Source organism: Sulfidibacter corallicola (assembly GCF_017498545.1).
Lineage (GTDB): Bacteria > Acidobacteriota > Holophagae > Acanthopleuribacterales > Acanthopleuribacteraceae > Sulfidibacter > Sulfidibacter corallicola.
Map to the genome: position 1 here is coordinate 2043995 of NZ_CP071793.1, position 14548 is coordinate 2058542.

The 14548-nt window shown below is 57.8% G+C and carries 12 protein-coding genes; 8 read left to right on the forward strand and 4 right to left on the reverse strand.

Going from position 1 to position 14548, the window contains the following annotated elements:
• Positions 1-9: 9 nt before the first annotated feature.
• Both J3U87_RS05960 and J3U87_RS05965 read right to left on the reverse strand, forming a co-directional pair.
• Positions 10-858: a ribonuclease H family protein gene (locus J3U87_RS05960; RefSeq protein WP_237382118.1), complete on the reverse strand. Its 849-nt coding sequence runs from the start codon at positions 856-858 to the stop codon at positions 10-12.
• 54 nt (positions 859-912) lie between these two features.
• Positions 913-3972 carry a hypothetical protein gene (locus tag J3U87_RS05965; protein ID WP_237382119.1) on the reverse strand — a complete coding sequence of 1020 codons (3060 nt, stop codon included), beginning with the start codon at positions 3970-3972 and terminating at the stop codon, positions 913-915.
• A gap of 620 nt (positions 3973-4592) precedes the next feature.
• Between J3U87_RS05965 and J3U87_RS05970 the strand changes: the two genes are divergently transcribed.
• The 8 genes from J3U87_RS05970 (at position 4593) to J3U87_RS06005 (ending at position 12283) form a co-directional block, all read left to right on the forward strand.
• Positions 4593-5681, forward strand: a complete 1089-nt coding sequence (locus J3U87_RS05970) for a DUF4388 domain-containing protein (RefSeq protein WP_237382120.1) — start codon at positions 4593-4595, stop codon at positions 5679-5681.
• A 264-nt stretch (positions 5682-5945) separates the two neighbouring features.
• Positions 5946-6893, forward strand: a complete 948-nt coding sequence (gene miaA / locus J3U87_RS05975) for a tRNA (adenosine(37)-N6)-dimethylallyltransferase MiaA (RefSeq protein ID WP_237382121.1) — start codon at positions 5946-5948, stop codon at positions 6891-6893.
• A 41-nt stretch (positions 6894-6934) separates the two neighbouring features.
• Entirely contained in the window at positions 6935-7180 is a 246-nt protein-coding gene (gene hfq, locus J3U87_RS05980) for an RNA chaperone Hfq (RefSeq protein WP_237382122.1), read from the forward strand.
• Between the two features lie 73 nt (positions 7181-7253).
• The gene (locus J3U87_RS05985) at positions 7254-7886 is read left to right on the forward strand and encodes a Crp/Fnr family transcriptional regulator (protein WP_272932506.1); all 633 of its coding nucleotides are present in this window, start codon (positions 7254-7256) and stop codon (positions 7884-7886) included.
• Between the two features lie 18 nt (positions 7887-7904).
• Positions 7905-8504, forward strand: a complete 600-nt coding sequence (locus J3U87_RS05990; RefSeq protein WP_237382124.1) for an enoyl-CoA hydratase/isomerase family protein — start codon at positions 7905-7907, stop codon at positions 8502-8504.
• Between the two features lie 429 nt (positions 8505-8933).
• On the forward strand, positions 8934-9515 hold the full coding sequence (locus J3U87_RS05995; protein WP_237382125.1) for a YceI family protein: 582 nt from the start codon (positions 8934-8936) through the stop codon (positions 9513-9515).
• A gap of 80 nt (positions 9516-9595) precedes the next feature.
• Complete coding sequence (locus J3U87_RS06000; protein ID WP_237382126.1) at positions 9596-10474, forward strand: hypothetical protein; 879 nt, start codon at positions 9596-9598, stop codon at positions 10472-10474.
• A 549-nt stretch (positions 10475-11023) separates the two neighbouring features.
• A complete protein-coding gene (locus tag J3U87_RS06005; protein ID WP_237382127.1) occupies positions 11024-12283 on the forward strand; it encodes an ATP-binding protein in 1260 nt (419 codons plus the stop codon).
• Positions 12284-12308: 25 nt separating this feature from the next.
• Here J3U87_RS06005 and J3U87_RS06010 read toward each other — a convergent pair whose 3' ends face one another.
• Together J3U87_RS06010 and J3U87_RS06015 are read right to left on the reverse strand one after the other, a co-directional pair.
• Complete coding sequence (locus J3U87_RS06010; RefSeq protein WP_237382128.1) at positions 12309-13943, reverse strand: pentapeptide repeat-containing protein; 1635 nt, start codon at positions 13941-13943, stop codon at positions 12309-12311.
• A 54-nt stretch (positions 13944-13997) separates the two neighbouring features.
• A complete protein-coding gene (locus J3U87_RS06015; protein WP_237382129.1) occupies positions 13998-14207 on the reverse strand; it encodes a dodecin in 210 nt (69 codons plus the stop codon).
• Positions 14208-14548 lie beyond the last annotated feature (341 nt).

Consider the following 14548-nt stretch of genomic DNA (forward strand, 5'->3'; position numbering starts at 1 on the left):
ATCGCCCCTTTACTTGCGGCCGAAGTCGGCCGGTATCTCGCCCCATATTTTGGTGTGCCATTTCTTGAGTTGAAGCTCGGGATGATCCTTCAGCAGGGCTTGAATGCTTTTCAGCATGTTCATGATCAGTTTCGGCTCGCGCACCGTGGGGCCCAATTTTCCGGATTTGATCCATCCAAGGGAGATTTGAGAATCGGTCCACAGCGGGTTGGCGGAATGTTTGATGGCGTAGCGGATCATGGCCTCGATGCCTGCAAGTTCGGCGTAATTGTTCGTGTGAACACCCAAATGTTTGTAGTCTAACCGCTTGCCAGACAGATCGCATACCTGGTACTCGCAGGGCCCGGGATTGCCGTGCGTGCCCGCATCGGAACAGATTCCTTCGGTGGGACGCGGCCCGACCGGTGCTTTCGCGGACTTGGAGGTGTTCTTCTTCTCGTGAAAAGCGAGTTGCTTTTCCCGCGTGGCTTCCAGTTTGGCCAGGGCTTCGGCTTCGTCCACCCCGCCCGCGAAAGGAAATTTTTTGCCGCGGACGAACGATTGGCAATCGGGCCAACGCGTAAACTTTTTGTACTCCTGAGGCCCGATCTCCACTATGTAGATGTTGTTCTTGGGTTTTGGCGGGGCCGAGGCCGAAGCTCCGGTATCCGGTTTCTTTCGGGTCGGCGAGGTTGTTGGCGCCTTGGGCGCGGTGTCTCTGCCCGTGATTTTTTTCTTCGCTTCCGCGATGTCGCGACCACCCGCGAATCGGTAGGATTTTCCCGATACGAACGCCTGGCAGTCGGGCCAGCGCGTGAATTCCTTGTATTCGCCCGGTCCCGTTTCGACCAGGTAGATGTTGTTTTTGGATTTTGCCATGAATGCTCCGGAAATCCCGGGCTCGGGGTGCGAACCCGGGATCAAAAATCGACGTCAGTTCTGATTGGCGGGATTGTACTCCACTTGCTTGCCTTCGACTACCGTCAATGAGCGTTCACTGTCTTGGTAGATCAGCGCGGCGGTGAACAGGTTGCCCTGAACCGTCACGCTGGTGATGCCGCTGTCGGCGGCGTAGTCCAGACTCATCGAGTGGCCGGCCTGCAGATCGTAGTTCGTGCTGCTGGTTTCCGAGCCGTTGACGAAGGTCTTCACCGTCACCGTTCCTTGGATGCGGGCCTTGAAGATTTCCAGCTTGCCCACGGGATTGGTGAAGGAGGTACGCGTCGTCAGACCCAATACCGCCGATCCGTCCAGGCGGGTGTTGCCCGTATCGCCGGTGAGGCCGAAGATGCGCAGCGGTGCGGTGCTGCTGGCCACCACCGTTTGGATGTTGCTGGAATCGTTCAGGCTGATGATCGGGTTGGAGGATCCGAACGGGAACACGAACGGTGCGTTCAGGATGTTCAAGCCCAACATCTTCTGTTGTGCGGGAATGGAAACCGTTTCCTCCGCCATCAAGGAACCGGATTTGCCGTAGACGCGCAGGAACACGTCGGCGCTGGCGTCGGTCGGGTTGAGGATCGAGAAACCGGTCCAATCGGCCTCGGTCAGGGAGACCCGCAGCGGCCACATGTCGCGACGCTGATCGGGCGTGGCGATGATGCCGGAGGCCGCGGCCTCGCCGCGATCGGTGCGGTAGCCGTAAAGCTGGAAGCCGGCGATGTCGGCATCCGCGGTGATGCGGACCCAGGAGACCTTCACGGCGGATGCGCTGTCGTCGAAGAGACCGGTTTCGCCACTGGGGCCTTCCGCCAGGAAGCTCACCCACTTTTGGTTGGCGCTCAGGCTGGTGGGCGCCGAGGCGTTGAGCAGGGCGTTCAGGTTGGAACCGTCGTCGCCGAACAGATCGATTTTGATGTTGTTGGCGCTGGCGTTGGGGTTCACGAGCACGAAACCGGACCAGAACTGATCGCGATCGGCGGGCACGTGCGGCAGGATCAGGGAAGTGGCCGATTCATCCGCGCCGGAAAGCGGCAGGCTGGCCTTTTCGCGACCGACCGTGCTGTCGACCATGCGCGTGAAGGTGTTGGTGCCCGACAGCGGCTGGTCGGAGGTAACCGAAACCCAACGCTGGTTGGTGCCGGGTGGCACGATGGCCAGGGTCTGTCCGGCAGCCAGGGTCTGGGAGTCCTGGTTGCTCTGGGAGAAGTTGCCGGCATCGTCGCTTTCGTAGGTCACCACGGTCAGGTTGGCGGTGGTGGTGTTGGGGTTGGTGACGGTGATTTCGTTGGCCCAGGAACCGCTTGCCGGCGGAACGTGGGTGGCCAGGTATTGGTAGGAAGAGATCTGGTCCATGATGCCGTGGCGTGCGAACGCGTTCTGGAAGACACGGGCATGGGGGCCGTCGGGGTAGAGTTGCCGGGCCGTGCTCACGATCGCGCTCGCCCACTGGGACATGCGGATTCCCGAGCCCAGACCGAACATACTCTCGAGAATGATGGTGTCCACTTCTTCGCGGGGAATGCCCTGGTACACCAATTCGAGCAAGGTCTGGAAGGTAGGCGTCGACCACAGTTCGTCGGAAATGCCGCCCGTGATGCGCTGGTGTGCGGTGTAGGTGCGGGTGGAGGCGTACTGCACCTGGAAGTTGTTCATGATGCGGCCGTCCCAGCAGGCGTTGTGTCCGTCCCACGTGAAGACCCGGTTGGGATTGAAGAACAGGCCGGGATCGGTGCGGATACTCCAGCTTCCGGCCCAATAGTCACCGAAGCCTTCGCCCATGGCGCCCATGTCGCCGCTGCTGCCCCAGTTGTTGATCGACCACTGGATCGCGTGACCGTATTCGTGAATGATCACGTCGGCGTCTTCGTTGTCGTCGACACAGCCGTGTCCGAACGTCAGGAAATTCCCGGACGGACTGAATGCAGAATTATCGGCGCCGAACTGCCCGTTGGCGTCCACTTCGATCGAACCGAACTGAATGCCCTTGGTGTCCTTGTAGCCCAGCGACTGCATGTAGCGCTGGTTGACGTCGACGTGGTAGTAGGTCATGGCGTCGTTGAAACCCAGGTCGCCGCGACGGAAATTCCAGAAGCCGTCGGTCGTGGTGGAGGGGCTGACGGCGGGCGATTCGATGTCCACGACCTGTACCCAGGGACCCACCAACGAAAAGGTGCCGCCGCTTTCGGTGATGTCCAACAGTTCGCGTTCCTGGTAGGCCGGTTCGAAGACATCGGCCGACGTGAAGTCTTCCAGGGTGTCGTTCAACAGGACCGTGACGGGATCGGGATCGAAAATGGTGGCGCGTCCGGTGGCGCGTTTCTCGGCCAGGGCCTCGCGCTGTTTGCGCATCACATCACGGCGCGCCTGGTAATCCTCGACCGCCACCAGGCGATCGGCGACCGGTCCGGTGTAATCCGAAAATCGCACCGGTTCGCGATGATCCACGCTGATCATGCGATCTTCCACGTCGAGGACCTTGCCGTTGACCGCGTCGACCGCGATCGACCAGTCGCCGAAGGGCGCATCGGTGGCGATCGTCACGCGGCGAATCAATTTCAGCTTGCCGTCGACGGCGCGATAGACCAACTTGCTCTGCGGCATGGCCAGCAGTTCGCCGTGAACGCGGAGATGCTGCCACGCCACGTCTTGCGCATCATCGGCGCTGAGCGCGAGTTTGTGCTCGCGATGCTCCGCCGTGTAGGGGACCGCGGTATTGGAGACCCGATTGATGCGTTGGGTCTCGAGATCGACCGAGACGATGATGGTGGCCTCTTCCACTTCCAGGCCGCGAACCATTTGTTGGAAGGTATAGTGTTTGGCGAGGAGACTTTCCTGAACGCGGACCAAGGTGAGATTCTCCGCGTTTGGTGACAGCTTGAATGTCTGCCAATGTGAAGCCAGATAGGCGCGTGCCAATTCTTCGCCTTTCAGGGCGCTTTGAAATTCGGGATGGAACAGCATGCGCGGGGTTCCGATTTCGGGATTCATCAAGGGTTGTCCTGCGACTGCACTCGCGGCGCAAAGCCAAAGTGCCAATAGGACGTGTTTCATGAGAAAGCCTCCTAAGGGGTTGGGGTTGGACGCATCGTCCTGCGTGATTGAATCATCTTTTCATTATCCGTACTGAGACGAGGACCGGTGACTGGGCAATACCGCTTAACCGGGCGAGAGGGGGGCGTCATTCCAGCTAATTTCGAAAGAATATGAACTTTCCATTATAGCTTGAGAGCGCCCCGAACCAATCTCTGACGTCACGAAAGGCAAAAATGAAGCCGATTCCGCGAAGGTCGCCCATTCACGGCATGCCGGCGATCTCTCGATTCCTGATATTACGGTATCCAAGACGGGATCCCTGACACCCGTCGCGAAGCCGTGGTCGAAAGTACCGACCACCCGTTCGCGCCGCTTCCGCCGGCCGTCATCGCCCCTCGAGAGGCCGTTTACGAGGGGGGGAACCAAGCGGTTTTCAACGCGATGGGCCGATTGTTCAGGTTGCTTTCCTTCTATGCGGAAATGGGTTATGATGCAAAAACCTTCCGACAATCGAGGTTGCCGCAACCGAACCGCCGTTACCGAGGCCGTTTGATATCGATCACCGTGATATAAACCGTCCGGTAGTATTGTTTTCGATGGATGTCCTAAATTCTGAGTAACGTGAAAAGGAAGCTTGAATGAGTACTCAAGCACTGCGTGGGAAGATTGAGCCGCTGGCTCTGATTGATGTCTTCGCCTATTTGGGCCGGCACAGCGAAACCGGGATCCTCAACGTGATTCGCGATGACGTTAAAAAAACCATCGTGATTCACCAGGGGAAAATCATTTTCGCTCGCAGTAACCAGGTTCAGGATCGATTGGGCGATTGCCTCTTGGCCAAGGGCCTCATCACTCAGGAGCAGTACGATCGCGCCACCGAACTCATCTTCGAGAAGCGGTATCGTCACGGGCGGGCGCTGGTGGAAATCGGGGCCATTTCTCCCAAGTTGTTGTGGGACGCCATTCAGGACCAGATCAAGACCATCGCGGTTTCCGTCATTCCCTACGACAGCGGTTCCTTCGAATTCATTCGCCAGGAGATCAAGCACAAGGAATCGATCACGCTGCAGTATCCCATTCTGGAGTTGGTGATCGATGCCATTCGTCACCTCGAGGATCGTTCCCTGTTCGAGACCCACTTTCTGGACGGCAGTGTGATCTACGCCCGGGTGGAAGACAAGGTGCCGGAAGAGCACGTTCAACTGGAACCCTACGAGCGTTACGTCTACGACTTTTTCGACGGCAAGACCTCGCTCAATCACGTTTGCGAGAACAGTGACATCGGTCGCGAGGAAAGTTTGCGTGTCGTCTACCTGCTGCGCTCGTTGGATCTCATCGAGCCTCGTGGCGTGAGCGAGGAGGAAGAGGACGCGCAGTCGGTACATCCGCTGATCGTGCAGTACAACGAGATGTTCCGCTTCATCACCGACTACCTGTCCCAGCGGGTCGGTTCCATGGGGACCTCGCTGCTCAAGAAATATTTCGAGGATGCCCGCAACGGCCATCCCCAAATCTTCGCCGGAGTGACGCTGCAGGGGAACGGTGCGCCGTCCAAGTTCATGGTCCAGGAGAACCTGGACGCGATGGAGATGGACGAGAACGGCAAGACGTTGGCCCTGGAAGAGGCCATGGACGAGTATCTCTTCGCCTGTATTCTCGCCGTCAAGAAAATGCTGGGTACCGAGCACGAAGCCGAAGTCTTGCGCCACATTCAATCACAGGGCTGATGCCCGGCCGTGGCGCGAACCCTCGGTCCTGGGCCCTAACCTTGGTGGTGCCCGGGTTTTCAGGGAGCCAACGCGATCGGGATCGCGCTCGAGTCGCCGGCGTCTCCCCGGCGATTCGCGAAGATTCGATCGACCGATCGGATTTTTCATGTCACCCGAGACCTCTTTTGTGTTAAGAATGGGTAAAGAGAACAGATATGCGTCGTCAAGTCCCGGGTTCGGTGGTTCGGGGTACCGGGCTCGACCGGCGATACGTTTGGATTTATGGTTCATTCATCGATCGATCACAAACAATTGGCAGTCATTGTCGGTGCTACGGGCGCCGGCAAGTCCTCGCTCGCCCTGACGGTGGGTCGGCGGCTCGAGGCTGAAATCGTCTGCATGGACTCGATGCAGGTCTATCGCGACCTGCCAATCGGTACCAATGCGCCCACGCCTGGGGAAGAGGCCGCGCTGCCACATCATCTGTTCGGTTTTGCCGAGGTGGGCCAGCCGTTGAGCTGTGTGCGGTATGCGCAGCTCGCTCGAGAAAAAATCGCCGAAATCCAGTCTCGCGGCCGCCTGGCGCTGCTGGTCGGCGGTACCGGACTCTATCTGCGCGCTCTGATCGAAGGTCTTTCCAACCTGCCCGTCACCCCCGAAGCCCTGCGCGATCGCTTGAATCGCCTCGTCGACCGCAAGGGGAAGGAAGCCCTCTATCGAATGCTGAAACGCCTGGATCCGCGCGGCGCGGGTCATCTTCACGCCAACGATCGCCAACGAGTTCAGCGCTTCCTCGAGGTGCGCATTCTCAGCGGTGAAAGCATGCTGGATCACTGGTCTCGCGACAAGGAACGGGAAGACGGGCCCAAACCGACCGTTATCGGATTGGAGATGGCACGTCCGCTTCTAGTGGAAAAAATTGCGGCCCGAACACGCGCCATGTTGGATAAAGGATGGATCGAAGAAACGCGTCGCCTGCTTGCCGCGGGTTTGGGTGAGGCATTATTGAGATTGGCGCCGATTGGTTACCCTGAAATATGTGGTTATTTGCGGGGAGAATGTGATCGCGAAACCCTGGCGGAGCGAATTGCAATTCTCACGCGACAATACGCCAAAAGGCAAATGACTTGGTTTCGTAAAGTTCCGTATATCCAATGGTTCCCTTTTCAGTCGGAATCGGGATACAATACCCCGAGGATCATTGAGTTTCTGAATCAAAGAATGAATTAAATCAAATAGTTTGGTGAGCATTCTGTTTCAAGGAGTCTTGTATGTCTGATAAGCCTGCGATGAATATTCAGGATGAATTCTTGAACAACGCGAGAAAAGATAAAACCATACTCGCGGTATTCTTCACCAATGGCAAGAAAATCATCGGAAAGATTAAAAACTTCGACCGGTTCACGATACTTTTGGAGCTTGCCAACAAGCAGGAACAGCTTGTGTTCAAGCATGCGATTTCGTCCATGACGCCTGCAAAGTACATGAAGCAACGGCAGCATTTCCCTTTGGATTAACGGTCGGATAAGGCTTTAGGTGAGGTGAGTTGTGGATTTAAAGCTTTTGGAAAGCGTGCCTCTTTTCAAAGGGATGAGCAAAGAGGCTCTCGAAAATCTGGTGCAGTTGACCACTCGAAAGAATTATCCAAAGGACACCACTCTCGTCGAAGAAAACGAGATCGGTGATTCGATGTATATGATCTTGTCGGGGCGCGTCAAGGTGGCCAATATCGCTCAGGACGGGAAGGAAGTGATTCTTTCCGTCCTCGGGCCCGGAGAGTTTTTTGGGGAAATGGCGTTGCTGGACAGTGAACCGCGCTCGGCGACCGTCATCACCCTGGCCAAGACCGAAATGATGGTCTTGCGTCGCAAGGATTTCCTTCAGCTCCTGGAAAACAAGGAGATCCTATCCAACTTCCTGGCTACGCTTTCCGGTCGTCTTCGCCACGCCAATGCGCAGATCAAGAGCCTGGCCCTGTTGGACGTTCTGGGACGCATCGCTCGTCTCTTCCTGGACCTCGCCAAGAAAGAGGGTCGCAAGTTGCTCGATGGCTCCATCGTGTTTCGTCGCCCCACGCACCAGGAAATCGCCAGCATGGTCGGAACCTCTCGCGAAACCGTTTCTCGCATGATCGGCGATTTGAGTCGCGACGACTACATCAAGATCTCCGGCAAGGACATCATCATTAAAGAAGGTATGGACAAGGCCTTTCCTTCGGCTTGACGCTTCGGTGGGTCGAACATGGAAACGACGCCTTTGGAGATGCGGCACCAATCTGATTGGGGTCGCATTTTACTTGCCGCGCCTTCGGGAAAGAACAAGCTTTCCCTCGACCTGCTCGAGCGGCTGCACGAGGGACTTGCCGCGTGGCGTCGTGACTCGGACTTTCGTCTGGTGACCCTGGAAAGTACCTGTCCCGATTTGTTTGCCGCGGGCGCGGACATGAACGAGCTCCTGAATCTCGATCGTGCCAAGGCGCGCGAGTATGCCGCGCTGGGTCAATCCGTGATGCGGGAGTTGGAGACCTTTCCTACGCCCGTCGTGGCGTTGGTTGGCGGCCCCTGTTTCGGCGGCGGCTTCGATCTGGCTCTGGCTTGCGCCGAGATCTGGGCCACGGACAATGCGGTTTTTTGTCATCCGGGGGCCTACCTGGGCATCATCACCGGGTTTGGCGGCACCGTGCGGTTGCCCTTGCGGCTGCCGACGCGAATGGCTCGCCACATGCTGTTGACCGGCTACCGCATGGGCGCGGAAGAGGCTGGCTGTCTAGGTCTTGTCCAGCGTCGCTTCCCCAGCCGAGCGGCCATGCTGAAAGCCGCGGAAGCGCGTGCTTCGGCCTGAGCGGTCGTGAGCCCGAAGATAGTGGCCCGAGCCGCTGGACGGCCCGCCCGAGTTGCCGCTCGAAGCGGCTTGACGGCTGCTTCGATTCGATATATCACCACGGCACCAGTGGAATCTATGGTAAAACTGGTGCTGATTTTTTCGATTCCCGGATGCTCGAATGGAGCCGTCACTTTTTGCGTTTTCCTGCGTGTACCCGTGGAAGAATGCGGGTTTCATCATCGAACGACCCGGGAGCACTCAACCAAGGTGTTCGGTTCGGGTGGATGCGATGAGTCGAAGTGTTGGAGAGAAAGGGGTATGGCCTCGAGCCGCGCCGATGATGGGCGTTTTACGAGAGCCTTTCTGGAAATGACCCGCTGCCGACTGGATTCGACGCTTGCGCCGCCCCAAATCGCATAGCTTGGGTTCATCCAAGGAGCAATTGACATGATCCTGTCTCATCGCCTCAAGGCATTGTTGTTGGCCGTTTTTGCCATGGTTTCCGTACCCGTCGTCAGCGGCGACACCTACGATATCGATCCCTACCACTCTTCCGTGCTGTTTGCCGCCCAACACTTCGGCGCAGGCTGGAATTACGGCCGTTTCAACGAGTTCGAGGGGACCATCGAATACGATGCCAGCAATCCCGCTGCTACCAAGATCAACGTCACCATCAAAGCGGGAAGCATCGACACGGCCAACGCCAAGCGCGACAAGCACCTGCGCAGCCCCGATTTCTTCAATGCGGCCCAGTTTCCCAAAATCACCTTCAAATCGACCAAGGTCGAGGCCAAAGGCGACGTCATGCACGTGACGGGTGAGCTGACCATGCTGGGCAAGTCCAATCCCGTTTCGTTCAAGCTCACCAAGACCGGTGAGGGCAAAGGCATGCAGGGCGAGACCCTGGTCGGCTTCCACGGTGAGGGCAGCCTCAAGCGCGGCGAGTTCGGCATGAACTACGGCATCGCCAAAGGAGCCCTCTCCGACGAGGTCAAACTGGTGATCAGCGTCGAAACCGTCAAGAAGTAACACGCACGTTTTGTTGTTCATTCGGCCGGGTTGGGCGGTTTGCGGGCCGCCCAACCCGGCTTTTCCTTTCGGAGGCAGTCATGGAAGAATCGAACCCCACCGGTATGGTGTTGGACATGGTGTTCAAATCGGCCGTGCTTCCCCTTTTGGTTGCAGGTGCGACGGCCTTTCTCCTGGGCAAGTTCGGGCCGCGGAGCCTGGCCTCTCGGCGCGATGTCACGGCAGCTTCGGGCTTGCTGTTGGGTTTCGCCGCCGGTTTTTTCGCACTCAACGGCTTGACCGAGTTCCCACCGATTCTGGCCACCAATTGGCCGCCTTACTTCGCGTTGGCCGCATTGGCGATCTTCGTGTGGATCAAACCCGAGCGGTTCTGGTTTCGTTTCGGCGGCGCCGTCCTGCTCGTGGGCCTGTGCCTCTGGTTCAATCTACGCCCCTTGATCGAGAACAGTTGGGAAACCGGCACTGCCGCAATGTGGTTGGCCGGTCTGGGATCCGTCTGGATCGCCACGCTGATGATCTGGCCCTTCGCCCTGGGTGAGGATCAGGCCGAACAGCCGTTGTTCCTGGTCCTGTGTGCAACCGCGGCCAGCCTGGTTGCGGTCATGGACGGGAGTGTATCGGTAGGGCAGTCGGCCGGCACCCTGGCCTCCGCCGCCGGTGGCCTGTTTCTCGTACGCTTGGTGTTGCCCGATCTGCGGTTCGGTGGAACCCTTCACGCCGTATTTTTAAGTGCTTGGGGTGCCATGCTGCTGAACGCGCAGTTTTATGTGGAAGTGGCGCCGTTGGCCGTAGCCCTGGCCGCCGCCATGCCCTTTTTCGCGTTGCTTATGAAACTGCCGCGCGCCAACGATTGGCCCGCTTGGAAAAGGGCGGCGCTCCTATTGGGTACCAGTGTGATTCCCTTTGTGATCGCGGTTGTCTATTTGATACAAAACCAGAACAAGGATTACTATTATTAAATCCCTCGATAGTGGTGTTTTCCGGTTTTTGGCGATACCGTCATCTCGGTTTTTCCCCTCTGCCGGGGCTTGGAAAGTAGTGGCCTTTTAGTGGTTCCGGGTTATCTCCGAATCTTTCCCGATGCTATCGAAAATCACCGATTTCAGCCTTTTCCCATGTGTTGAAACACCTGGGTTTTTCAGTGGCGGTGGGTGTCCGCCCGGGTCCATCACCTTTCACCTGTTTCCAGTCAAGTGTGATAGGCTTAAGTATCCATATCATGCATCGTTCGATCCTTCTTCGATCCTCAGTGGGATGGGAGCCCATGGCTTGGGTATGTCTTTATGAGATAGGCATCGATTTGGCGGCCGACCACCTTGCTGGTGCGATGGTTGGCCGAATCGCCCCTGTTGCCAGGCGTCTCGTCGTCGCTCGCGGCGTCCGATCGCCTTCGGCCGAAATCGGGGCCATCCGCATTCGGTTCGCGGCGAACCGAGGGGAGGTTCGAGGGAAGCACAGATTTTGGGAATGTCTTCGAGCCACGGATTCTCGATTTTCGGGAGTGATGAATGTTTCTCGATAGATTGGACGGCTGCCTGGACAATGCCCTGTTCCGGTCGATGCTCCATTTCAGTGACGAACGGTTGATGATCTTCGATGGTGGCGGCGTCTGTGTCGGAATCGACATTTCGGCCGCGATGTTGCTCGGCTACGACTCGCGCCACGTGGAGCGGTTGTTGGGCGCGCGCTTCCAGGAGTTGTTTCGTCGCGAACCGCGGGTGTTTTTCCCCCGAATCCGCGAGGCGGGCGAGCAGAAATTTACGCTGAGGGACCAGATCGTCGCTTTCGATTTCTCCGGGCAGACGATGAGCCTCGAAGTCAAATGCACCCTGTTGTGCGATGACGACCACGAGTTCTTTCTCTTCGCCCTGGCGCCGTCCGCCACCGAATCGGGACCTACGCAAATCGAGATAGACCAGTACGTTCGGAAATTGACCGAACAGGCTGAAGGCGCCAAGGTCGCCAACGGCTTGATTCACAACCTGGGCAATCTTTTCAACAGCATCAATATCAGTACCCAGCATTTGACGGAAACCCTCAAGGACTCCAAAATCCCCGAACTCCTCAAAGCCAATCGCCTGTTTCTCAAGAACCTGCATCGCATCGGCGAGTACGTGACCGAAGATCCCGCCGGCCGGTTTCTGCCGGAATTCTACCGATCGGTCGGAGAATTCCTCAAAGAGGACCTGGAGAAGATGCAGAGCGAATTGGCCGACGTTCAGGAAAAGGTGGGGTTCATCAAGGAAATGATCGGAACCCAACAGGATTACGCCAAATCCGAAGTCAAGACCCGAAAACTGGCGCTCAACGAAATCGTCGACAAGGCGCTCCAGATCGAGTTGCCGTCGATGCTCAAGCGCGGCATTCGCATCGAAAAGAACTACCAGGACCAGTTCTACGTCTTCGGCGTCAAATCGAAGGTGCTGCACGTCTTTCTCAACCTGTTCAAGAACGCCAAGGAGGCGATGGCCGGCGAGGATCGCGAGGATGCCTTCGTGAAGATCCACATCCAGCCGCTCGAGTCCGACCGGGTGGAAGTCATCGTGGCCGACAACGGTGTGGGGATCCCGAAAACCGCGATGGAGAAGATGTTCACCTACGGTTTCACGACCAAGGCCCACGGCCATGGCTTCGGCCTGTACTCCAGCGCGGAAGCCATGAACGAGCTGGGTGGATCGATCGAAGTGACCAGCGACGGCCTCGGCAAGGGCGCCTCTTTCCGCCTGGTTTTTCCACGATTTCGCGACACCAGCACTTTCGGCACCTGATCGGCACCATCTTTTACTCAGGGGACTACGGGTCGGTCGGCCAAAGATGGGCGAACAAACGGGCGGGTTCCTCGCTGAAATTCTTGACCTGTTGATAGGCCTCGGGAAAACGGCGTTTTCGCGCCAGCGCGCCACTTTGTTGAATGTTCCTGAACTCTGCCAGCATCAGTTTCTTGGCGGCCGAAGCCTCTGTCTTGAACTGCCGCATTCGGTTGTGGAACCGCTGAAGGAACAGGGCCCGGTCCATCTCGTTCATGCGCGGATTGGCGAGCTGTGGTGCACCCAGTTCGAATCCCCCCGTGACGTATTCTCGAAAGCGCTCCTTCAGATGTGCCATTTGGGTATCGTCATCCTGCTCGAACTCGATGCGAAGCGTATTTCCTTCGCCCCGTATCAGGAGATTGGTGCGCAGTCCGCCGCCCGCGGCGAGCCATTCGCCGAAAAAGTTCAAGTAGTCGATCAGGGTGATGCGAATCGCGATTGGCACCCGGAGAGAAAAGGCCCAGCGGTTTCGGCGTTTGAACAGGTCCCACAGGCTGAGATGAAAGTGGGGGCCCTTGCCGAACTCCCCTTCGGCCGGAAAACGGCTGCCGGGCAGGGGGGTCAGGATTTCGCCGGGCTGCCCGTCGACGCGGACCGCCTCCACCGCGAAATCGGTGTAGACATAGCGGGTTCGATTCAGGGTCGCTTGGTCGACCTCGGCAAAGAACCCCTCCACACAGGAGAGAACCGCGCCGGTGAAGTCGCAGTTCACCAGCCGCGTCCCCGAAAATGAGACGCCCAACAATTTGGCATGCCGAAAGTTGTAGTTGACCAGCTCGCGGATCCCGCCGAAGTTGGCGCCGTCCAGCACGGATTCCGAGAAGTCGAAGCCCATGATGTCGCCGCGTTTCTGCTCGGGTGAGGAGGCCATGAAGCGCGTATTGGCGCCTTCGCAATGCAATCCCTGACGGAAGCGGGCCGCCTCGAAATTTCCCGGTGCGCGCATGCGCACGCCGCGAAACGTGGCCGAGCCCTTGAAGTCGGCCTTGCGAAAGGAAGCATTGCCCGAAAAGGCCGCCTCGTTGAAGCCGGCGGCGTGTTGGAAAGAGCCCGAGTCGAAATAACAATCGGCTTTGAACTCCGCTCCGAAGAACAGGGCCGGGCCGGCGAAGTGCACCGAGGAAAACAGGGTGGGCTCTTCGAAAACGGTGTGATCGAAGACGGTCTCATCATCGAAATGCGCATTGGCGAAGGAGGTCTTTCCCCCGAAATGGGCCCTGGAAAAGTCGGCCCGGTCGTAGAACCGGCAACCGGTCATTTGGGCGCCCTTTTCGAACTGGCAACGACGGAAGTTCACCGGCCCGGTGAACACGGCATCGCGAAAATCCACCATGTCGGTGAACCGCACCTCGGTAAAGTCCATTTCCGGGAACACGAAGCCCGTGAAGTTGTCGACCGCGATGGTCCTGCCCGACGTATCGTCTTCGAAAAAGCCGGCGAATTCACGGCGGAAGGCCGCGGCCTTTTCTCCCACATTTTCGCTGTGAAAGACGCAGTACACGTCGCCATTGGTGTTCAGGCGGTCGCAGGGTAGCGTGATCACCTGACGCGCGTCTTCGGTCTGCAACACCACGCGGTGAACGTAGGGGCACGGACTTACATTTGCGGGAATCGACATGGGCAACAGATCCGAAGATCGCGTTCGGGAAAGAGGGATGGGGTGATGGAGCGGTCACTCGTCAAGGGTGAAGCCGACCTTGATCGTGACTTGCCAGTAATTGATGTGTCCGTCTTTGATGTTTCCACGCGTGTCGACCACCTCGAACCAGCGGATGTTGTGAATCGACTTGGAGGCGCGGGTAATCGCGTTTTGGACGGCATCTTCGATGCCCGAGTGAGAAGTGCCCGTTAATTCGACCAATTTATAGATGTGATCGCTCATAAACGACAACTCCATTTCAGGTCGCCCCGCGACCCAAGGTGTGGGCCGGTTTCCCGGCTGGGTTTTGTCAAGAAAGTGTGAATCCACCTTAACCCAATTCGCCGACGCCTGGCAAGTCGCCCGGTTGCCGCGGAGACAAAAAAGCCCGAGGTGGAAAACCTCGGGCCGAAAACGAGGGATGTACCCGCGGTCGCATTGCGACGATCGCGTGTGGTACCTGGAAGCGGGGAGGGGTGACGAACGATCTGTTCTCGTCAACTCGACCCCGTCGAACAAATTCTTCCGAAGATCATCGAATCTCTGAAGGGCCGAGACGATCGCGAATAAACCGCCAGGATCGG